Genomic DNA, 21786 nt, shown 5'->3' with positions numbered 1-21786 from the left:
TCAATTCTATAATCATGATCGATTCCAGAAAAAATTAAACCAGTGTGCTCCGGTAGAATACCGTCACACACTGGCAGGTTAGGCTTTTTATAATTGTCTACTTGACAGGGATAAGACCAAGATATAAGGCTTTTTTGGTGTTATAGCACTTTTGTGGTCCAAGATTCACAATTCCATGTTTCTGTTGCGACATCTTGATAAAATTCAGGTTCGTGGGAAATCAATAAGACGCTTCCTTTATATTCTTTTAAAGCGCGTTTTAGTTCTTCTTTCGCATCGACATCCAAGTGGTTTGTCGGCTCATCGAGAACAAGCAAATTGGTTTCTTCGTTGATCAGTTTGCAAAGGCGGACCTTTGCTTTCTCCCCTCCACTTAAAACAGACACACGGCTTTCAATATGTTTTGTGGTTAAGCCGCATTTGGCAAGGGCGGCCCTAACTTCATATTGCGTGTAGGAAGGGAAGGTGCTCCACACCTCTTCAATACAGGTGTTGCTATTTTGCTCTTTTATTTCTTGCTCAAAATACCCAATATGCAAGAATTCTCCGCGTTCTACCTCACCAGAAATCGGTGTAATTTCTCCTAAAAGACTTCGGAGTAACGTCGTTTTCCCGATTCCATTTGCGCCGTATAACGCAATTTTTTGTCCGCGTTCCATTTTAAGATTCAAAGGGCGAGAGAGCGGCTCGTCATAACCGATCACTAAATTCTTCGTCTCAAAAATCAATTTCCCGGAGGTACGTGCAGGCTTGAAGTGAAATTCTGGTTTTGTCTTTTCTGCAGCCAATTCAATCATGTCCATCTTATCCAGTTTCTTTTGACGAGACATGGCCATATTTCTTGTACTGACACGTGCTTTGTTTCTTGCTACAAAATCCTTTAGTTCAGCGACTTCTTGCTGCTGCCTTTTATAGGCTGCTTCAAGCTGCTGCTTTTTGACTTCGTAGATTTGTTTGAATTGATCGTAATTACCAACATAGCGTGTCAATTCTTGATTTTCAACATGATAAATCAAGTTAATGACACTGTTCAAAAACGGAATGTCATGTGAAATAAGGATAAACGCATTTTCATACTCCTGTAAATAGCGCTTTAGCCACTCAATATGCTGCTCATCCAAATAGTTGGTCGGCTCATCGAGAAGGAGAATTTCTGGCTTCTCTAACAGCAATTTCGCAAGCAGCACTTTCGTACGCTGACCACCGCTGAGCTCTGTCACATCTCGGTCTAGCCCAATATCAGTTAATCCAAGACCTCTTGCAATTTCTTCTACCTTTGAATCGATGATATAGAAATCATTGTTTGTCAGTGCATCCTGAATGACGCCAACTTCCTCTAACAGCTTTTCTAGTTCATCAGGATCGGCTTCACCCATTTTGCCATATATGTCATTCATCATTGCTTCCATGGCAAATAAATAATGGAATGCATCTTGAAGGACTTCACGGATGGTTCTCCCTTTTTCTAGCACCGTATGCTGATCAAGATAGCCGACACGGACATTCTTTGCCCATTCTACTTTTCCTGCATCTGGCTCTAACTTGCCAGTAATCATATTCATAAACGTTGACTTTCCTTCACCGTTTGCACCAATTAAGCCGACATGCTCGCCTTTTAATAAACGGAAGGAGACTTCGTGAAAAATGGCTCTATCGCCAAAGCCATGGCTTAAATCTTTAACAGATAATATCATTTTTTACACCTCAAATAGATTCAAAACGGCTAGTGCCTCTCATGATTATATCGAACTGTCCGGCTCGATAAAAGCTTCAAAAGAAAAATTGCGTTTCAAAGCTGATTTTGAGATACTTAAGGATAGATTGAAAGAGAATAAAGGAGATCGACATGACGGAAACTTGGGCATTTTTTCAAGAAGCAAAGCCATTTATTCGAGAGAACTTTGAAGCTGCTGGCTTTGAGAAACCAACAGATATACAAGAAAAAACAGCAGAGTGGATTACCGAGAAGCGTGATGTGATTGCAGAATCGCCAACTGGGACGGGGAAGACACTTGCGTATGTTCTGCCGCTTTTAAATAAAATCGATGTGAGTATCAAACATCCGCAAGTCTTAATCTTAGCACCTTCAAGAGAGCTTGTGATGCAAATTTTTGATGTCATCCAGCAATTCAAACAAGGATCAGACATTAAAGCCATCTCTTTAATAGGCGGAGCAAACATCAAGAAGCAGCAGGAAAAGCTAAAGAAACACCCGAACATCGTTGTGGCGACACCGGGACGCGTACAAGAATTAATCAAAATCAAGAAGCTAAAAATGCATGATGTCAAAACGATCGTGTTAGACGAAGCAGATCAGCTTCTTGTCCCAGAGCATATGAAAACGATCCAAGCGATCATTAAATCCACATTAAAAGAAAGACAAATCCTTTGTTTTTCTGCGACTTTGAAAGAGGAAACCGTTCAACTCATCAAAGACATGGCATCTGAGCCAGAGGTATTGAAAATTAGCAGAAGCCAGGAAGAAGCGCAGAAGGTAGGGCATTATTACCTGTTATGCGATCAGCGGGATAAAGTGAAATTGCTCCAAAAGCTGTCACGGCTTGAGGACATGCAGGCGCTTGTCTTTGTGCGTGATATTACGAATTTAAGCATTTATGCAGAAAAATTAACGTATCACCATGTCGATCTTGGTGTGCTTCATAGTGAAGCGAAAAAAGCCGATCGTGCTGTCATTTTAAAGGCATTTGAACAGCATGAATTTCCGCTTCTTCTTGCAACGGATATTGCAGCAAGAGGCATTGATATCGACGATTTACCGTATGTGATCCATGCAGATCTGCCAAATGAAGAAGGCTATATTCATCGTTCAGGCAGAACAGGCCGTGCAGGAAAAGAAGGGGCTGTCATCAGTCTTGTTACACAACAAGAGCATGCGCTGCTGAAAAAAATGGCGAAAAAGCTGAATCTTTCGCTTGAAGAAATTGTGTATAAGCAAGGCCAGTTGCAGCTTGCACCTCATCATCAGGCATAAAAAAAGGACCCCGCCCATACGGCAGGGTCCTTTTCTTGTTATGAAATTTTGACAAGCTGTTTACCGACATTTTCACCTTTGAACAGTCCAAGGAACGCATCCGGAATGTTGTCAAAACCTTCGATAATGGTTTCTTTGTAAGTGAGTTTATCTTCTTTCACCCATTGTGAGAGATCCTTTGCAGCCTCTTCAAAACGATCTGAATAGTTGGTAACAATGAACCCTTGCATCAATGCGCTTGTTTTAATGAGCTTTGTTTGCACGCGCGGTCCGATGTCCTCGCTTGCGCTAATGTTATAAGAAGAAATAGCGCCGCAGACTGGAATGCGTGCAAAGCGGTTCAAATGATTCATCACTGCATCAGAAATTTCGCCCCCTACATTGTCAAAATACACATCGACGCCGTTTGGACAGGCTTTTGCAATGGCATCATCTAATTCATTGGTTGTTTTATAATTAATGGTTTCATCAAAACCCAGCTCTTTTAAGTAAGCAATCTTATCATCAGATCCGGCAATTCCTACGACGTGTGCGCCTTTGATTTTAGCGATCTGTCCTACAACAGAACCAACGGCACCTGCCGCTCCAGAAATGACAACCGTCTCACCTTCTTTTGGCTGGCCAATGGAAAGAAGTCCAAAATAGGCTGTTTGCCCCGGCATGCCTAAAATGCCCAAGTAATAGGATAATGGCGCAATGGATGGATCAATTTTTGTCAGAGACTCGGCTTTGGCAGTGGAATATTGTTGCCAGCCAAGAAACCCAAGGACAAAATCACCTTCTTCAAATGGAGGGGATTTTGACTCGACGACTTCTCCGACAACACCACCCTGAATCACTTCATTTAGCTTGAACGGAGGTGTATAGGATTTTGTATCCTGCATTCGTCCTCTCATATAAGGATCTACAGAAACATATTTCGTTCGAATCAAGACTTCGCCATTTTGCGGAACTGGTATATCAACTGTTTCAAAATGAAAAACATCTTTTGCAGGTAACCCTTTTGGCCGTTTTGCTAATTGAATTTGCTTTTGTTGACCCATGTCAAATCCTCCCTTTCACTTGCATCCTAGATTTACAATAACATGATGATTCTTTTCATTCAAAACATACGGTTTTTTCAAAGCACACACACCATCTAAAAAGAAGGAGGCTGAGAGACAGAGAGGAGCGGCGGGAGAGAACTAAACAGCTGATACACATCCGCACCACGTTCTTTTAACAACATTTGCATTTTGCATGGAGGCTTGCATCATATCAAGCGTCAAGTATGAGGACAACAGGCCTTGTGGATCTTGTTCAATCGTCTCGATATCTCCAATGTTAATCATGATAGAAAAGAGATAATCAATGGAGATGCGAAATGCTGTTCACCAAACAATGTAAGCATGAGATTTCAATGAAGAAAAGACTTTGTGCATGAAGGACAAGGTCTTTTTGATATGTGCAAAATAAAAATAAAATGGTACATACACTTTTCCTGGTGAGGATGAATACGATGGCTGGGGGTGATTCTATGAAAAGATGTAGACAATGCGGAAAGACATATCCACCTCATTCAATAGATCCAAAAGGTAGCTGGTACGATGCGTATAAGGATGATGTCTGGGAATGTGATAGTTGTAAGAAAGGGAAACCAAGAAAAACAGTGAAAAATCCATGCTGCGGAAAAGTTCCTTGTGTCTGTGTCATTCAAGGATCGTCAGGGGGGAGAGGAAGAAGAGGACCAGTTGGTCCAACTGGTCCAACAGGCGTAACGGGAGCAACCGGCGATACCGGAGCAACAGGTCCAACCGGAGCCACGGGAGTAACGGGAGCAACCGGTCCAACCGGAGAAACAGGAGCAACCGGAGTTACTGGAGCAACCGGGACGCTTGCTACAGCATCTGCTGCAACTGTTAATGACACTACACAAACAGTTGCTGACAATGCTAATTTTTCATTAGTTGGGAGTCAGTTCTTGGACAATGTGACTTTTACTGCACCAGATACTTTTACTATTCAACAAAGTGGTAATTATAATATAAATGCAATTGTTTCCTCTGTTGCTGTGCAAGCTGGTCCGCTTGGGATTAATATAATACTCGATGGTACTTTTGATATCGGTGGTGGTAGAGTTAGGGGAACTACAGCCGGTCAAGAAGTAACAGCTATCGGTTTTACAGGTAATATCCCTGCAGGATCGACAATTCAATTAACGAATGTTAGCGGGCAGGATATAACAAATGATTATTTAAGACTTACGCTTGTCAGAATCAGTTGATTACAGCAGTAACAGACCGTCTGATATTAATCAGTGTGTACTAGTACTAGGTTTATATATTGGCTTAGCAACGATAGCGAGCGGATCTACTTGTACTTTGTAATAGGTATTGGTATTATGGTGTTCAATTAACAGGAGAGTTATTAGATGTGTTTTTCATCATGACAGCTCTGGTTTCTAATAAATAGAACACGGGCTTCGTTTACTGTATATATTAGTAAGATAGTTACGTAGCACTATATTGGTTGGAACGAGTATGACCGTTACGGCTAGTTTGTTTGCTTCACCAACACCAAATAACAGCTTCACTCAAGTAGCGAGCCAGCCTTAACCGGTGTTTTATCGCTAGGTGCTATTACAAACGGCATCGCTACTGGTCTGAAAGTATCAGTCACACCGCAAACTAGATTGCTCCTATAACAGCTACAGGTCTTTCCTTAGTGAATACCGTAGCAGGCTATGCGGTAATAAACACACAGGGATGACTCAATTTGAGTCGTCCTTTTTTGTTTGAATGAAATTTCTCATCTTAGTCATAAAAAATGATATGATTTTCTTAGAGTCTATTCTATGAATCTATTGGAATTAGGGGTTGTAACGGTGAGGATGGGCAAAAGAAAGTCACTTTAAGCAAGCTGAACATCTGGAGGTGCAAACTGCTAGAACGATATCATATATGCCGCCCATTAAAACATCGGTGGCAACATCAGTCCCAGAATGAAGAATAAGCAGTGCTTGAGCAAATGAAGGACCAAGTAAGAGCACATGCTTGAACAAAAACTGAATACTTAAGTAGACGAAGACCCTTCTGCTGAATCGCTGCATTCAGCGCAATTTGGACGTTACTTAGTGCTGACAAGAGCAATTGAAAGAGAAAAAGGGTATATTCGTTGGCTCCAAAAGACCCTTCAACTCCTAAGGCAGTCTACTGTCTAAGGACAATGATCGGATGATATGATAAAAAATGGTTTGAAACAAGTGAATTTATTAATGGAAACCGCTACAATGGATATATTCATATTAAAGTGAGGCGAGTATGTTTGAGTAACCAAGAAGCGTTGTGGAATGAAGCAGAAGCTTTTATTTCTTTATGCTATGAAGAATTAAACAAGTCAAATGAAGAGAAAGCAGCACGTCTGCATGAAATAAAAAAAGAAATTGAGTCTGAAGGCATATATACTCATACGCCAGAGGAATTAGCTCACGGGGCTAAAATGGCGTGGCGCAACAGTAACCGCTGCATTGGCCGTTTGTTTTGGTCGACACTGCATGTCCATGACTGCCGCCATGTGAAAACAGAAGATGAGGTGAAAGAGGCGCTCTTTCATCATATTGAATATGCGACAAATGGCGGGAAAATCAAACCGTCCATTACGATCTTTCCGCCAGAGCACGAGGGACGAAAAGAAGTCGTTATTTATAATCATCAGCTTGTTCGTTATGCAGGGTATGAGACGGAAAATAGCATTATAGGTGACGAGGCATCACTTGAATTGACAAAGATTTGTGAAGCTCATGGCTGGAAAGGGGAAGGCACGCATTTTGATATACTTCCCCTCATGTTTCAGCTGAAAGGTCAGCCGCCTGTTTTGTATGATCTTCCGAAAGAGATCGTTCAAGAAGTGGAGATCACACATCCTGAATATGATGGATTTCACGATTTAGGACTTAAATGGTACGCTGTTCCGATCATTGCTGATATGAAACTAGAGATTGGTGGCATTCATTACAACGCTGCACCATTTAACGGCTGGTATATGGGAACAGAAATTGGCGCACGTAACTTAGCAGATGAAAATCGCTACAATATGTTGAAAAAAGTCGCTTCTATCTTAGGGCTGGACACGACAAAGAATGGATCACTTTGGAAGGACAAAGCCATTGTAGAGTTAAATGTGGCGGTTCTTCATTCTTATAGCGAGGCAGGGGTGACCATTGTTGATCACCATACCGCAGCTCATCAATTTAAACAATTTGAAAAGCAGGAAGAAAAGGCAGAGCGTGAGCTGACTGGGTATTGGACATGGCTGATTCCACCAGTATCACCTGCTGCTACTCATATCTTCCATCGTCACTATGACAATACCATTGTAAAACCGAATTATTTTTATCAGGATAAGCCCTATCATAGGGTAGAAAAAGCCTAGCGGAAAGCTGGGTTTTTTTGTATAATGCTTCGTTTGTATAAAACATCATGATCCTCTTATCCGAAAGTTCGCGTAATGAGCTAACTTGGTAAGTGGCTTCATCAACTTGTAGTTTATTTGCGTGTGTTACAAGAAGGAATGTGCGCCTGATCAACCTCTTGTGTTAGTTGAAAAAGCGCCCATCACATCACGGTCCAGGAAATCAAAGAAGTCAAATATCGTCAAATAAATCCGCAGAGACTAAAAGCTGTTCTTGAAGTAGATGCCTTGGTAAATGTAGTGAGGAAGTTGTTAGAAAAACGAATACAGCACATCTAAAAAAAGCCTTACATCAGCACAGATGTGAGGCTTTTCAACATTTATGAGCTGGGTTTCTTTTGCTCAAGAAGATTTGCAAGGAAAAAGGTTTTAAAGCTTTGAAGCTTTCTTCCTTCATGCTCGGTCACACCAAGCTTCTTTAATTCTTCGACATACCAGCCTTTGCTACCATAATGCATGATAGAAAACTCCTTTCAATGAAAACTGCCTGCATTGTAACATCTCAAAAAAGGACGTGAAAAGTGTGCAGGTGTTAAGAAGTGAAAACTGATTCTATCTGCCTATGATCCATGTATATGCTGGAAATGATGAATTATGAATTTGGTGGATTGAGGGTGACAATGATCATGCCGATCGTCATAATCATCAAGACAACACCAAGATACGTCATCATGGATTGTTTTTTCTTGAGACCCACAACCGTTAAGATAATACTTTCGATGAAAAAGATGACACCTATGATGATGAACCACATATCAATAAGACCCCTTTCGCATATCTTTGCCTATTTTACCACAGGCATTTTTGTTTAGTCGTGACAGATTCGTGAAAGGGACACGAAAAAATCCCCTCCAGTGAAAGAGGGAACTGATTGACTTACAGCTTCGTTAAAATAATCGGTTCGTCTTTTGTGATCACAATTGTATGTTCAATCTGAGCCACAAGGCTTTTATCTGGTGTTTTAAATGTCCAGCCATCATCAGCCTGATAAATAGATTCAGCATTTGTTGAAATGAAAGGTTCAAAAGCAATCACTGTACCATTCTTAAACAAAGCATTATCAAATGGGTCATAATAGTTCAGAATATGGTTTGGTGCTTCGTGCAGACTTTTCCCAATGCCGTGCCCTGTCAGATTTTTAATGACCGTAAAACCTTGCTCTTTTGCGGTATTGTAGACGGCACGGCCAATTTGATTTTGCCTTTTACCAGCTTTCGCATGCTTTAATCCTTCAAAGAATGCATCCTCCGCACATTGGCATAATGCTTCAAGACGAGCATCGCCTATGCCCAACACAAATGAAATCCCCGTATCCGAATAATATCCGTCCAGCTCTGCTGAGATATCAATATTAATGAGGTCCCCCTCTTGTAAAATGGTTTTTTCACTTGGAATACCATGTGCGACTTCATCGTTCACACTAATGCAAGTTGTACCGGGGAAGTCATATTCCTTTTCAGGCGCTGAATTGGCCCCATGCTCTTCTAAGATCTTTTTTCCGATAAAATCCAATTCTTTTGTAGACATGCCTGGTTTCGCTTGGCTTTTCATTTCTTCTCTGGCCATAGCGACAATTCGGCCGACTTTTTTTAAGGCTTCTACCTCATGATCATGTTTAACAATCACTGTTCATTCCCGCTTTCTATAACTTCATTCTACTCAATAGCTTACCACATTTTACTCCAAAAGAGTAAAGGTGGGATTTCGAGTAGATATGGACAAATTGGTATAGATAACTAGATCTGCATATGATATATTTTTTATGAATATTCAGGAAAAATTTTGTCATGATGATGACAAAGGGAGGGAGATTTCATATGGTGTTTCAGTTTTTTCAAAAGTTAGGTAAATCATTTATGCTTCCAATCGCTGTGCTTCCTGCAGCAGGTATTATTTTGGCCATTGGACGGAAGGATGTATTCGATATCCCGTTTATTTATGCGGCAGGGAATGCAATTTTTGCGAATTTGGCTTTGATTTTTGCAATAGGTGTAGCGATCGGCATTTCAAAGGATGGTAACGGAGCAGCGGCATTATCAGGGGCCATCTCTTATTTCATTTTGTCAGCCGGTACAACGTCGATTAACTCGACCAACAATATGGGGGTATTGGGCGGTATTTTATGCGGGCTCTTGGCAGGTTACGTTTACAATAAATTTAAGGATACGAAACTGCCTGAATACTTAGGTTTCTTTAGCGGAAGACGGCTTGTGCCAATTATGACAGCACTTTTCACCATTCTATTAGCGGCTGTTTTCGGATATGTGTGGCCTCCGATTCAAAGTGTGATCAATGATTTAGGGGAATGGATTTTAAGTCTTGGCGCAACGGGTGCAGGTCTGTTTGGTTTCTTTAACCGATTGCTCATTCCACTAGGACTTCACCATGTGCTCAATAACTTATTCTGGTTTCAATTTGGAGAATTCAACGGAGCAACAGGGGATTTAGCACGATTCTTTAAAGGAGATCCAAGTGCGGGCGTCTTTATGACCGGCTTCTTCCCGGTGATGATGTTTGGTTTGCCAGCGGCATGTCTAGCTATGATAGTAACAGCAAAGCCAGAAAAGCGAAAGGCAACAGCGGGGTTGATGATTGGAATGGCGCTGACGTCATTTATTACAGGGATCACAGAACCAATTGAATTCTCCTTTATGTTTTTATCTCCACTTTTATATGGTGTCCATACTATTTTAACAGGTCTTTCGCTCTTTATTGTGAATACCTTAGGGATTCATAGCGGCTTTGCCTTTTCAGCAGGTGCGATTGATTACGTCTTAAGTTTTGGTATTGCTCAAAAACCGTTCATGTTACTTGTGGTGGGGGTAATTTATGGCGTTATTTACTTTTTCGTATTCTATTTCCTTATTAAACTGCTAAAGCTGAAAACACCAGGCAGAGAAGATGATGACATCGAAGATATCCCAGCAGATGATGTAGCTTCTGCCGGAGCGAGTATGCTGGTACAGGGACTTGGCGGAAAAGACAATATTTTCACCATTGATCATTGTTCCACACGTCTTCGCTTAACAGTAGAGGATACGAATTTATTGAACGAAGGTACACTGAAAAAAGCGGGTGCCAAAGGGGTACTGACTTCGGGAAAAACATCCGTACAAATCATCATTGGAACGAATGTGGAATTTGTTGCAGATGATCTCCGAAAGGAAGTCGATCGAGATTAAAAAAAGCGTTCAGCCAAGTCAAATGGGCTGAACGTTTTTTTGTTTGCGCTGTTCGAACACGAGAACAATACTGATGACAACATGTAAAACCATGCCCTAGATGCACGAGAGATCAAGCATGCTGTTGACTTGGATATTGCCAAGCTTCTAAAAACGTGGTGACATTTTCATCAATCCAAATGAAAAGCCAATCAAGAGGGCATTCGAAAGGCAGACGAACCGGTCTGAAATGAAATTGGCGATAAATTCAAGCTCATCATCACTGGTTCGATAAACGTACTTTTTCTCTTTTGTTTGTGGAATGGTGTTCACTGAATCTGCAGGTCGTATAAGTTGTTTCTTTAATAGGGAAGGAGTCATCCTGACGATATTGTTCTTTTTCTGCATTTGTACACGGATTTCATTTATTTTGTTTTTTTTCATGATAAATCCCTCCTTGATCTCCTATACTCGGTGCAATGAGGATCAAATGTAAAAAGAACCAGCCGATCTAAAGTCGGCTGGTTCTTAGAATGAGAAAGTTAGTTTGAAGAAGTGCTTGATTCATCTTTGGCGGAAGATGAATCCTTTTCATCCTGTACTTTCTTTGTATAGTCATACTCATTGCGGTCAATCGGTGTAAAGCCTTTAGGCTTGTAGAAACGGAGTAAATCTTCTGTGACGATCTTATCAGATGTCTCTAGCATCTTTTTCACCGTTTCATTTTCTTGCGTCGCCTTTTCAGTCGGCTCGATTTTCTCGCCTGTTTTGTTGCTGTAATAGTTATTACCTACTTTTGTGTAGTCCTTAGACACGAAGTCTCCATTTCTAAATGGCACAAGCTCTTTAAAATTCTTCGATAAGATGTCAGAGCCAGACATTAAATAGTTCTTCGTATCATAACCGAGCAGGTGTAGAAGGGTTGGAGCGACATCGATTTCACCAGAGTATTTATGAATCTGTTCACCTTTCACACCTGGTACATGAATAAAGAGCGGCACACGCATGAGCTGGGCATTTTCATAATCTCCAATTTTTTGTCCTGTCACTTTTTCCATCGCTTCATTATGATTTTCTGAAATGCCGTAATGATCTCCGTACATGATGACAACTGTATTGTCATATAGACCAGACTTTTTCAAGTCATTGAAGAATTGTTCAATGGCCTCATCTAAATAATGAGCAGATTGGAAGTAGTTATCGACGACAGAGTCTCCGAAGTCACCAGGTTCGAAATCGGTATCACCTTCATCCATTCCAAATGGGAAATGGTTAGATAATGTAATGAATTTCGAATAAAACGGCTGCTTCAGATGTTCAAGCATTGGCATTGATTCTTTGAAGAACGGTTTGTCTTTCAATCCATAGTTCTTCGTATCTTGCTCGTTCATATCGTAATACTCGGAATCGTAAAATCTGTCATATCCGAAGGACTTAAACATTTCGTTACGGTTCCAGAAGGTTTTCGTATTCCCATGGAATTCTGCTGACGTGTATTGATCCTTCTTCAAAATGCCAGGAAGTGCCTGATACGTGTTTTGAGCTTTGTTAATAAAAACAGAGCCCTGTGATAATGGGAATAGCCCAGTATCCATCATAAATTCGGCATCAGATGTCTTTCCTTGTCCTGTTTGATGGAAGAAGTTATCAAAGTAAAACGTTTTGTTGTCATGTGCCAATGAATTAAGGAATGGAGTGACTTCTTCTCCATTCACCTTATAATCAATGACAAAGTTTTGCAGAGATTCAAGAGAAATCGTAATCACGTTCATGCCTTTCGCTTTCCCGTAATAGGCGGGGTTTGGATCAGCGCTGTTCGCTTTTAAATAATTCTCTACATCTGTTACGTCACTTGAATTTGCCAGAGCACGCTGACTGTTTGATTTCACATTTTGAATGGTATCAAACACAGTAAAGTTATAAGCACCCAAGTATTTCACTAAATAATTTCGGTCGAATGATCTTGATAAAAGCTCTGGGCGATCAATCTCTGCAGCGATCAAGTTGACGACAAAGATCACAACAGAAGACGCAAGAACGAGTCTGAACGATTTTGATTTTTGAACAGGTACAGTTGCTGTACTTGATTGCTGCTTCTTTTTCATTCGGACTGCGAGTACGATCAAGATGATTGTATCGATAAAGTAAAACACATCAGTCAGGCGCATGAGTGAAAATGCACTATCACCTAATTGTCCGCCATTCGTCCCTGCCTGCATCACAACAGGCAGCGTGATAAAGTCATTGAAGAATCGATAGTACACGATGTTTGCGTATAGTAAAAAAGACATGAAAAAATGAATCACAATGATAGCGGCAGGCTGCCATTTTTTCTTGAACAATAAAGCAAAGCCAAGAAAGAACAAGCTAGAGCTAATAGGATTCACGAAAAGCAAAATATGCTGAAGCACATTTGATATACCAAGTTTAAATTCGATTAAATAAGCTGTATACGTTTTAAGCCATAGTAAGATGGCTGCAATTACAAAGAAACCGAGGCCTCTTTTTTGAATAAATGTTTTCATATAAATACTCCTTTTCTCCTGTACAAGGAAGAGGCGGAACGAAGGAAAACGAACCATTAGAATATACCATGAAATGCTCAAATAGAAAAGTCATAACCGGTGAAGAGCGAGAACAGCATGTCCTAGCAATAAAAGGAGAGAAATCGAAAATACTCGCCCACAGAAAAACTTTTTATGAAATTCATCTTAATATCAACAGAAAATTCAGTATTTTCTCTATTGCTATATCAATAAAACAGGTAAAAAGACACAAGTCTAAAGAATTATTTTGATTTATACAATGGTGTTTTTAAGAGAACTTCCAGTGTTTATTAATGTTTATGCAGGTTACGTAAAAAAATGAGCAAATAAACAATGATAACAGATGGATAAAAATCCTTCATTTATAATATATTAAGATATTATTTTATTTCACAAACATAATGATTTTTATTTGTTTTGTAAGGGTTTTATTCATTTTGATGTATAAACAAATTATCTGAATATACTTAAGTGGACGTTTTGAGACTATAAACTTTTGAATAGGGGTCGATATAGACATTGACAGGAAATCTTCCATTGAAAGGATTGATAGTTTATGACTGTACGAGCAGAGAACCTCGTTCAGAACTGGTTTCCGAGTGAGGACGGAAATGCAGAGGAGCGTAAAGAACTCGTCAAATTAATGGAACAGATCATTTCAGGGGTCGATCACCTGAAGGATCCGAACCGTGCACACCTAAAGGGTGAAAAGAATCGTGGGGATGACTTTTACAAAAAGCTCACTGAAACAAGTCAAATTCCGATCAATGGCCAGCCAGCAGAACTTGTGAATGAAGAATTACTTAAGCTTTTACATAACCATCCATACCATACAAAGTATTTCTTCACGAACATTTTGCCAATGGCAAGTACACCAGGAATTCTAGGCATGCTGACGGCTATGCTGGTAAATGGGAACAACCTATGGGATGTTTATGGACCAGCAGGTGCGGAAGCTGAGGTCAGAGTGGTCTCAATGATGTCTAAGCTCATAGGATACGATCCAAACGTGAGCGGGGGAAACACAACATGGGGAGGTCAAGGGGCTATTTTCTCAGGACTTCGTTTAGCGATTTCGAAAGTCGCACCGGAGTCATTACGAAAAGGTGTCCCGCAACATCTTTATGCGTTTTGTTCTGATGCAGCACATTACAGCTTATATAAGTCAATGGAAGCAACAGGAATTGGCACAGACAACTTAATCAGAATTAAAACGAATAGGGATCATTCAATGGATATGGAAGATTTACGTTGTCAAATGGAACGTGTTGCACAAAATGGCGGAATTCCCGTTTATATTGTGGCTACAACAGGAACAACAGATGCCATTGCAATTGATGATGTAAAAGGAGTACATAAAACAGCAGAAGCAGTTGCTGAGAAGTATGGTCTTAAGGTGCCTCATATTCATGCAGATTCAGCGCTGGGCGGATTTTTTGCTTTCTTTAATGAGTATGATGTATCTGAAAACCCGCTGCAATTCTCAGACGGTGTTCTTCGCATGTTAAAAGAAATCAAAGCGAAATTCAAGCATCTTTCTCTTGCAGACACGATGTGCTTTGATTTTCAAAAGCTCGGTCAAACACCTTATACATCCAGTTTATTCTTAGTGAAAAACGCTGCTGACTTAAAGCGTTTGGACCTAAAACAACAAGAAACACCATATGTTGGACATAGAGGCTACGGGGAATACCATACGGGTTATACACTTGAATGCTCAAGAATGGGAAGCTCAATCAGTATGCTGAGTGTGCTGCTAACGTTTGGGATTGAAGGATATCAGCGTCTGCTCGGTCAATTTTTAGAGGTGAACCTTGCATTCAGAAAAGCCCTTCGTCAGGAAATTCCGCAAGCAGAAATCGTCAATGATGACAATGCCGGAATGACTACATTGTTTAGAATTTACCTAGACGGCTCTCCTCGTTTTCAAGAAGAGATTTCAGGCGAAGCAACTTCAATGGAAATTGAGCGGAACAATGAATTGAACAAAATGCTGTTTGAAAAGCTTGGAGAGAAAAGAGACGAAATGTTCTTTGGCGATACAACGAAGTTTTTACAAGTAAATGCGAAAGAAGGTCAAGAGTTCTATCTGAGTGTGAGTAAGTTTTTTGTCATCTCACCGTATACGTTACCGAAGCATATCCCTCATATCGTATCTTATTTAAAAGGTGTGATTGCATCTGTTTGTGGACAATTTGAAAGTGTACATGCTTAAGTCAAATCTGAGAGTGGAGATGTAGAAAAAAATGGTGAAACAAAGGAAATTTGGAGGATTCACGATATCTTCCAAAATCATGTCAGTCGTTGTCGGAACATTACTCGCAACCGTTACATTATTCGTTCTAACCTTTTATTTAGTCAGCCAGGATTTATCATCCCAATTATTAAAGCAATTTGATTATCGATTAACAACAGATATTGATACAGCGAAAAAAGATATCGACAATATCGATGGAAATGTCTTAAGCATTAGCGGAAAAGACGATCCGCTTTATGTTGAAGTCAAAAAGAAAATTACTGAGCTTCAAGAAAATCATTCGCTTGAGAACCTATATGTGTTATCAAATAAGGGCGGTAAGGAAAGAATCATTGTGTTAACTGGGGAAGACAATGATTTTGATCAGGATTATGCATTTTCAGATGAGATGAAACAAGCTCTTTCTGAAGATAAAATGGTCAAAAGTGACATTTATCATGATTCATTTGGGACACATAAATCAGTCTTTTTACCAATCAAAGATTCAGGCGGTGAGCTCACGGGGATTTTAGGAATTGATTTAGATGCGTCTGTTGTGCCTGAAACAACGAAGAAGCTGACGATCTATATCACGGTGGCATCTACTATTGTGCTCATCGGTGGATTGTTCTTCTCATTTATCATGGGAAGGAGAATCGCAAAGCCAGCACGTTCACTAATGGAAACAGCGAACCAAATTGCAGATGGTGATTTAACTGGAACGGTAGAGGTGGAAAGTAAAGACGAGATCGGCCAATTAGCCGCTTCCTTTCAAAAGATGCAAGGACGAATCAAAGAGCTCATTGCCAAAATCTCAAATTCATCAAGTGAAGTGTCTAAAATGTCTTCACAGCTTCGAACGGTGACGAACGAATCGAGTCAAAGCGCACAGCAAGTGTCAGAAGCGATGACCAATATGAGTGAAGGGATCAATGATTCTGTAGCAAATATTACAGATTGCACGACCTCTGTTGCAGAAATCGATACTCAAATCGAAGGTGTGACAAGAGAAGTAGATGAAATGAAATCTGTTTCATCGGGAGTGCAAGAGCAGTCAGAATCTGGTCAAAAACTAGTGCAGCATGTCCTTGAACATCTCAATATGTTACACGACATGATGACAAACTCAAAGCAGGCAGCAGAAGAATTACAATCACATTCAACTGAGATTGAAAGTGTGATCTCCATTATTACGGACATTTCAGCACAAACGAATTTGCTTGCACTAAATGCTTCGATTGAAGCGGCACGTGTTGGAGAAGAAGGAAAAGGGTTTGCCGTTGTGGCAGATGAGGTTCGTAAATTAGCTGAGCAGTCAGCAGATGCGGCTAAAACTGTTTCAGACCTAGTTACTGGCACACAGGAAAACAGTCAGCGTGTCCTTGAAAGCATAGAGGAAAGCAGTCGAGCAGTGGAAGAAGGACGTGAGCAAATGCAAGGAACGTCTCAAAATTTTGCTGGTATTTACGACGGAGTGTCTCAGTTTGCAAGAAGAACCAACAATTTGCTTCAATCGATTCAACAGGTAGAACGAGCATATCAAACTATTTCAACCTCGATTGAACAAATTTCTGTTGTGTCAGAAGAACACGCAGCCAGCTCTCAAGAAGTAGCAGCAGCAACAGAACAGCAAAGTGCTGGCATGCAGCAACTTTCAAGTGCGATTGAACAGCTCTCTGCTATGTCAGAAGACTTAGCACAAATGGTATCTACATTCAAGATCAACAATCAATAACGAGAAAGCTGGCTCTTGTGATAGAGTCAGCTTTTTTGCTATGCTTTAACCAAAATCAAAGCATTTAAAAGGAGTGACACCATGGATTTTTTCGCAGAGATTGTCAGAAGAACGGATCAAAAAGGCCATGGACAATGGAGCATTTGAAGGATTATCAGGCTTTGGGAAGCCTCTGCCAAAAGATGATGCGGCGCATGTACCGGAAGAACTGAGAATGGGCTACCGGATCATGAAAAATGCAGGCTTTGCTTGGGAAGAAACGGCTTTGAAAAAGGAACTCATGACCGTCAAAGAGTTACTCAAAACCAGTATAGATGGAGAGGAAAAAAACTCTCTCTCATATGTGAAGAAAAACAAAAACGTCTGGATGAACTTACATCAAAGCGCCAAATGTTTGCACGTCCAGTCTCCTCTTTTTATAGAAATAGGGTCTACGAAAAATTAGCGGAGCTAAAAAAAGATGATGACACGCTGCCTCTTTGATTCCATTGAGGGAGCTTTTTTTATGAAAGCGCTACATTTATTGTTGACTACATGTATATACAAATATAAAATATGAAGTGAACATGTATATACAAGTTTCTTGGTTTTTTTTTTTATAAAAAAACGGTCTCGGAGGGGATAGTATGGCTGATTATCAGGCAGCAGCAGATCAGATTGTGAAAGCCATTGGCGGCAAAGAAAACATTGATCAAGCAACACATTGTGTGACAAGGCTGCGCTTTGTGCTGAAAGATGAAGGGAAGGTTGACGAAAAAGCACTTGAACAAATTGAAGAAGTGAAAGGATCTTTCTCGGCGAACGGTCAGTATCAAGTCGTCATTGGTCAAGGGATTGTTAATCGGGTATATGTCGAAATGGTCAAACAGACGGGAATTGGGGAAGCGACGAAAGAGGACGTCAAACGTGCCTCTGATCAAAAATTAAATCCATTGCAGCGTGCTGTGAAAACGCTTGCGGATATCTTTATTCCGATACTCCCTGCTATCGTCACAGCCGGTTTATTAATGGGGATTCATAATATTTTAACAGCTCCTGATATTTTCTTTGATCAAAAATCAATTGTGGATGTGTATCCGGCATGGGCTGATTTAGCAAATATGATCAACCTGATTGCAGGCACTGCCTTTACATTTTTGCCAGCGTTAATTGGCTGGTCGGCTGTGAAACGATTTGGGGGGAATCCGCTTTTAGGGCTGGTCCTTGGACTGATGCTCGTACACCCTGACCTGTTAAATGCTTGGGGTTATGGAGCGGCTGAAAAGTCTGGTGACATTCCTGTATGGAATTTGTTTGGTCTTGAAGTGCAGAAGGTAGGATACCAAGGGCAGGTTCTTCCGATACTCGTCGCATCTTATTTACTTGCAAAGGTAGAACTATTTATCACAAAACGGACACCTGAAAGTATTCAGCTGTTAGTCGTTGCACCAATTACTTTATTACTTATTGGGTTTTTATCGTTTATCGTCATTGGGCCTGTTACATTTGCCATCGGAAACGTTTTAACATCTGGACTTGTAACAGTATTCCAGCATTTCGCTGCACTTGGCGGTCTTTTATATGGAGGATTGTATGCAGCGTTAGTCATCACAGGTATGCACCATACGTTCCTAGCTGTCGATATTCAATTGATTAACTCAAAGCTGCACGGCACGTTCCTATGGCCAATGCTCGCACTTTCCAATATTGCACAAGGATCAGCTGCGCTTGCAATGATGTTTGTCTTAAAAGATGAAAAGCAAAAAGGACTCTCGCTGACATCAAGTATTTCCGCTTACTTAGGGATTACCGAGCCGGCCATGTTTGGGGTCAACCTTCGCTATAGATTCCCATTTGTTTTTGCGCTGATCAGCTCAGGGATAGCCGGTATGTTTATTGCCTCTCAAGGGGTACTGGCAAGCTCGGTCGGAGTTGGAGGGATTCCGGGGATCTTCTCAATCATTCCGAAATATTGGGGTGCATTTGCCATAGGGATGGTGATTGTGCTGATCGTCCCATTCATCGGTACCCTTTTATATGCAAAACTAAAAAAGAAAAAGGATGAGATGTAATCCTTTTTTCATAAGAACTTAACTAGTGGTGGTGAAGGAAATTGAATCAACAAACAAACGAACCGTGGTGGAAAAAAGCGGTGGTCTATCAAATTTATCCGAAGAGCTTTTTAGATACAACGGGCTCTGGTACAGGGGATATCAATGGTGTGACGAAAAAGCTCGATTATATTAAAGAACTGGGGGCAGATTGTATTTGGCTGACCCCTATGTATGAGTCACCACAGCATGACAATGGCTATGATATTAGCGATTATAAAAACATCCATGACATGTACGGCACAATGGCTGATTTTGAACACATGCTGAAGGAAGCGCATGAACGAGGAATCCGTGTCATCATGGATTTAGCAGTCAATCATACATCGATTTTCCATGAGTGGTTTCAAGCCTCACGCCAATCAAAGGATAATCCTTATCGAGATTATTATATCTGGAAAGAGCCAAAATCGGACGGCTCTCCTCCGAATGATTGGCAGTCAAAATTTGGCGGTCCAGCTTGGGAACTGGATGAAGCGACAGGTGACTATTATCTTCATTTATACGATGTCACCCAGGCGGATCTCAATTGGGAACATGATGAGGTACGCCAGCAAGTATACGACATCATGCACTTTTGGTTTGAAAAAGGAATTGATGGATTCAGGCTGGATGTCATCAATAATATTTCAAAGGATCAACGCTTTTTAGATGATGCCGGGCAATCTGTGCAGGGCGACGGCCGCATGTACTATACAGATGGTCCGAGGATTCATGAATTCCTGCATGAAATGAACCAAGAGGTTTTCTCGAAATACGATAGTATGACAGTTGGAGAAATGTCTTCAACGAATATCGCAGACTGCATTCGGTATACAAGACCTGATCGGCAGGAACTGAATATGACGTTTAACTTTCATCATTTAAAGGTGGATTATCCAAGCGGTGAAAAGTGGGCCATCGCACCATTTGATTTTCAAGAATTGAAGTCTATTCTGTCTGAGTGGCAGACGACAATGCATGAGGGCGGCGGCTGGAATGCGCTATTCTGGTGTAATCATGACCAGCCTCGTATCGTGTCAAGGTACGGTGATGATGGCACATATCATCAGCAATCAGCAAAGATGCTTGCGACTACGATTCATCTCATGCAAGGTACACCGTATATCTATCAAGGTGAAGAAATTGGCATGAAGAATCCTCGCTTTAAGGATATTTCGTCTTATCGAGATATTGAATCACTTAATATGTACGAAGCCATGCTTGATAAAGGGAAAACCGAGGAAGAAGCGCTGGCGATTTTACAGGTCAAATCAAGAGATAATGGCCGTACACCAATGCAATGGACCTCAGAAAAAAATGCAGGTTTCTCAAAAGGGACACCATGGATTGAGACTGCCAATAACGACCTTTCAGTGGAAGCTTCATTAAAAGACAGCACCTCCATTTTTTATCATTATCAAGCTCTTTGCAGGCTGCGAAAAGAATATGATGTAATCACGTATGGAAGCTTTACTTTACTCTTGACAGATGACCCAAAGATTTTTGTCTATGTCCGAGAAGGAAAAGATGAGAAAATCCTAGTGATTAACCACTTTTATGCAGGAGAGGAAGACTTTTCGCTTCCTGATGAGTTATTGCAGGAGGTGGACGAGATGAAGGTTCAAGTCCTGTTATCCAATTATCAGGATGTCCCAGCAGAGATCAAGGGCTTTACGTTGCGTCCATACGAGTCAATCGTTTATCATTTAACCAAACGCTAGTAAATGGGGCGGAGGAAAATGAAAGAGAATAAGTTTCGATTGATTTATGATGAGCTCGCACAACGAATTGAACAAGGTGAATGGCAGGATAAAGGCATCCTCCCGTCAGAGCATGAGCTGTCCTTGATGTATGACACGTCCCGGGAGACGGTGAGAAAGGCATTAAACATTCTTGTGCAAAATGGCTATATCCAAAAAATCCGCGGGAAAGGCTCTGTATTGCTGAATCGGGAGAAAATGCAATTCCCTGTTTCAGGTCTCGTCAGCTTTAAAGAGCTTTCCCAAACGCTTGGCCGGAAAACAGTCACAACTGTTCATGAATTTGGTTTAATAAAACCAGATCAGCATATTCAATCTCAGCTGAAAATAAGTGGGCAGGAGGACGTCTGGGAAGTCATTCGCTCTCGCAATATTAGCAGGGAAGAAGTCATTTTAGATAAGGATTACTTTTTGCAAAAACATGTGCAGGCGTTGTCTAAGGACATTTGTGAAGGGTCGATCTACGAATATATTGAAGGAGAACTCGGTGTATCGATTAGCTACGCCCAAAAGGAATTTGTAGTGGAGCCATGTACAGAAGAGGATGTCCAGTATCTTGATTTGAACGGGTTTGACCATGTGGTGGTGGTGAAGAATTATGTGTTCTTGGAGGATACGAGTTTATTTCAATACACAGAAAGTCGTCACCGATTAGATCGTTTCAGGTTTGTCGATTTTGCAAGGAGAGAAAAAATGGACAGAGCATAGGGCTCTGTCCATCAGACCGTAGACAAACCCCACCTTTACTTCAAGTAAAAGTGGGGTTTTCACTTATTTTGATAAAATTTATCAGTTGTCTTACGCTGGACATGGTCCTTTCCATGTCCAGTTTGCT

Annotated in this window: 20 protein-coding genes and 1 pseudogene; 12 read left to right on the top strand and 9 right to left on the bottom strand. The window is 40.8% G+C overall.

Annotation, left to right across the window (positions count from 1 at the left end; all coding sequences use genetic code 11):
* Positions 1-140: 140 nt before the first annotated feature.
* Positions 141-1694: an ABC-F family ATP-binding cassette domain-containing protein gene (locus LC033_RS13840; protein ID WP_226569397.1), complete on the bottom strand. Its 1554-nt coding sequence runs from the start codon at positions 1692-1694 to the stop codon at positions 141-143.
* A 152-nt stretch (positions 1695-1846) separates the two neighbouring features.
* Between LC033_RS13840 and LC033_RS13835 the strand changes: the two genes are divergently transcribed.
* Positions 1847-2992 carry a DEAD/DEAH box helicase gene (locus LC033_RS13835; protein WP_226569395.1) on the top strand — a complete coding sequence of 382 codons (1146 nt, stop codon included), beginning with the start codon at positions 1847-1849 and terminating at the stop codon, positions 2990-2992.
* Positions 2993-3030: 38 nt separating this feature from the next.
* On the opposite strand, the gene LC033_RS13830 is transcribed toward LC033_RS13835, so the two are convergent.
* Positions 3031-4035: an NADP-dependent oxidoreductase gene (locus LC033_RS13830; protein ID WP_226569393.1), complete on the bottom strand. Its 1005-nt coding sequence runs from the start codon at positions 4033-4035 to the stop codon at positions 3031-3033.
* Between the two features lie 141 nt (positions 4036-4176).
* Positions 4177-4323: a DUF3212 family protein gene (locus tag LC033_RS13825; protein WP_264188762.1), complete on the bottom strand. Its 147-nt coding sequence runs from the start codon at positions 4321-4323 to the stop codon at positions 4177-4179.
* Between the two features lie 185 nt (positions 4324-4508).
* Between LC033_RS13825 and LC033_RS16910 the strand changes: the two genes are divergently transcribed.
* From LC033_RS16910 to LC033_RS17350, 4 genes are all read left to right on the top strand, one after another.
* Positions 4509-5255 (top strand): hypothetical protein, encoded by a 747-nt coding sequence (locus LC033_RS16910; protein WP_264188761.1) that lies wholly within the window; start codon positions 4509-4511, stop codon positions 5253-5255.
* An 819-nt stretch (positions 5256-6074) separates the two neighbouring features.
* Positions 6075-6191 (top strand): virulence activator alpha C-terminal domain-containing protein, encoded by a 117-nt coding sequence (locus LC033_RS13810; protein WP_226569401.1) that lies wholly within the window; start codon positions 6075-6077, stop codon positions 6189-6191.
* Positions 6192-6295: 104 nt separating this feature from the next.
* Positions 6296-7402 (top strand): nitric oxide synthase oxygenase, encoded by a 1107-nt coding sequence (locus tag LC033_RS13805; protein WP_226569391.1) that lies wholly within the window; start codon positions 6296-6298, stop codon positions 7400-7402.
* Positions 7403-7588: 186 nt separating this feature from the next.
* Complete coding sequence (locus LC033_RS17350; RefSeq protein WP_376776460.1) at positions 7589-7720, top strand: 3-alpha domain-containing protein; 132 nt, start codon at positions 7589-7591, stop codon at positions 7718-7720.
* Between the two features lie 41 nt (positions 7721-7761).
* Here LC033_RS17350 and LC033_RS13800 read toward each other — a convergent pair whose 3' ends face one another.
* From LC033_RS13800 to map, 3 genes are all read right to left on the bottom strand, one after another.
* On the bottom strand, positions 7762-7899 hold the full coding sequence (locus tag LC033_RS13800; protein WP_226569389.1) for a YflJ family protein: 138 nt from the start codon (positions 7897-7899) through the stop codon (positions 7762-7764).
* Positions 7900-8033: 134 nt separating this feature from the next.
* Positions 8034-8195 carry a hypothetical protein gene (locus LC033_RS13795; RefSeq protein WP_226569387.1) on the bottom strand — a complete coding sequence of 54 codons (162 nt, stop codon included), beginning with the start codon at positions 8193-8195 and terminating at the stop codon, positions 8034-8036.
* Between the two features lie 122 nt (positions 8196-8317).
* The gene (map, locus tag LC033_RS13790; protein WP_226569385.1) at positions 8318-9067 is read right to left on the bottom strand and encodes a type I methionyl aminopeptidase; all 750 of its coding nucleotides are present in this window, start codon (positions 9065-9067) and stop codon (positions 8318-8320) included.
* A 191-nt stretch (positions 9068-9258) separates the two neighbouring features.
* Here map and nagE point away from each other — a divergent pair, with 191 nt between their 5' ends.
* Positions 9259-10623, top strand: a complete 1365-nt coding sequence (gene nagE, locus LC033_RS13785) for an N-acetylglucosamine-specific PTS transporter subunit IIBC (RefSeq protein ID WP_226569383.1) — start codon at positions 9259-9261, stop codon at positions 10621-10623.
* Positions 10624-10735: 112 nt separating this feature from the next.
* Here the strand turns inward: nagE and LC033_RS17115 are convergent, their stop codons facing one another.
* The 3 genes from LC033_RS17115 to ltaS all read right to left on the bottom strand — a co-directional run bounded on the left by LC033_RS17115 (position 10736) and on the right by ltaS (position 13127).
* Positions 10736-10798 carry a hypothetical protein gene (locus LC033_RS17115; RefSeq protein ID WP_226569399.1) on the bottom strand — a complete coding sequence of 21 codons (63 nt, stop codon included), beginning with the start codon at positions 10796-10798 and terminating at the stop codon, positions 10736-10738.
* Entirely contained in the window at positions 10771-11046 is a 276-nt protein-coding gene (locus LC033_RS17110; RefSeq protein ID WP_226569381.1) for a DUF4309 domain-containing protein, read from the bottom strand. The genes LC033_RS17115 and LC033_RS17110 overlap by 28 nt, the downstream gene beginning before the upstream one ends.
* Before the next feature lie 98 nt (positions 11047-11144).
* On the bottom strand, positions 11145-13127 hold the full coding sequence (gene ltaS / locus LC033_RS13770; RefSeq protein WP_226569379.1) for a lipoteichoic acid synthase: 1983 nt from the start codon (positions 13125-13127) through the stop codon (positions 11145-11147).
* 577 nt (positions 13128-13704) lie between these two features.
* Here ltaS and LC033_RS13765 point away from each other — a divergent pair.
* From LC033_RS13765 to treR, 6 genes and pseudogenes are all read left to right on the top strand, one after another.
* Entirely contained in the window at positions 13705-15363 is a 1659-nt protein-coding gene (locus tag LC033_RS13765; RefSeq protein ID WP_226569377.1) for a pyridoxal phosphate-dependent decarboxylase family protein, read from the top strand.
* Between the two features lie 31 nt (positions 15364-15394).
* Positions 15395-17119, top strand: coding sequence for a methyl-accepting chemotaxis protein (locus LC033_RS13760; RefSeq protein ID WP_226569375.1), 1725 nt, complete (start codon positions 15395-15397; stop codon positions 17117-17119).
* A 127-nt stretch (positions 17120-17246) separates the two neighbouring features.
* Positions 17247-17602, top strand: a pseudogene (locus LC033_RS13755) (DnaJ family domain-containing protein).
* Between the two features lie 143 nt (positions 17603-17745).
* Positions 17746-19170, top strand: coding sequence for a PTS system trehalose-specific EIIBC component (gene treP, locus LC033_RS13750; protein WP_226569373.1), 1425 nt, complete (start codon positions 17746-17748; stop codon positions 19168-19170).
* Between the two features lie 41 nt (positions 19171-19211).
* Complete coding sequence (gene treC, locus LC033_RS13745) at positions 19212-20912, top strand: alpha,alpha-phosphotrehalase (protein WP_226569371.1); 1701 nt, start codon at positions 19212-19214, stop codon at positions 20910-20912.
* Between the two features lie 18 nt (positions 20913-20930).
* Positions 20931-21659: a trehalose operon repressor gene (treR, locus tag LC033_RS13740; protein WP_226569369.1), complete on the top strand. Its 729-nt coding sequence runs from the start codon at positions 20931-20933 to the stop codon at positions 21657-21659.
* The last annotated feature ends 127 nt before the right edge of the window (positions 21660-21786 follow it).

Origin of the sequence: Bacillus stratosphericus (assembly GCF_020524495.1) — a bacterium.
Classification (GTDB): Bacteria; Bacillota; Bacilli; order Bacillales; family Bacillaceae; genus Bacillus; species Bacillus stratosphericus_B.
Note: the sequence above shows the minus strand (reverse complement) of the source record. Positions and strands in the feature narration are given on the sequence as shown.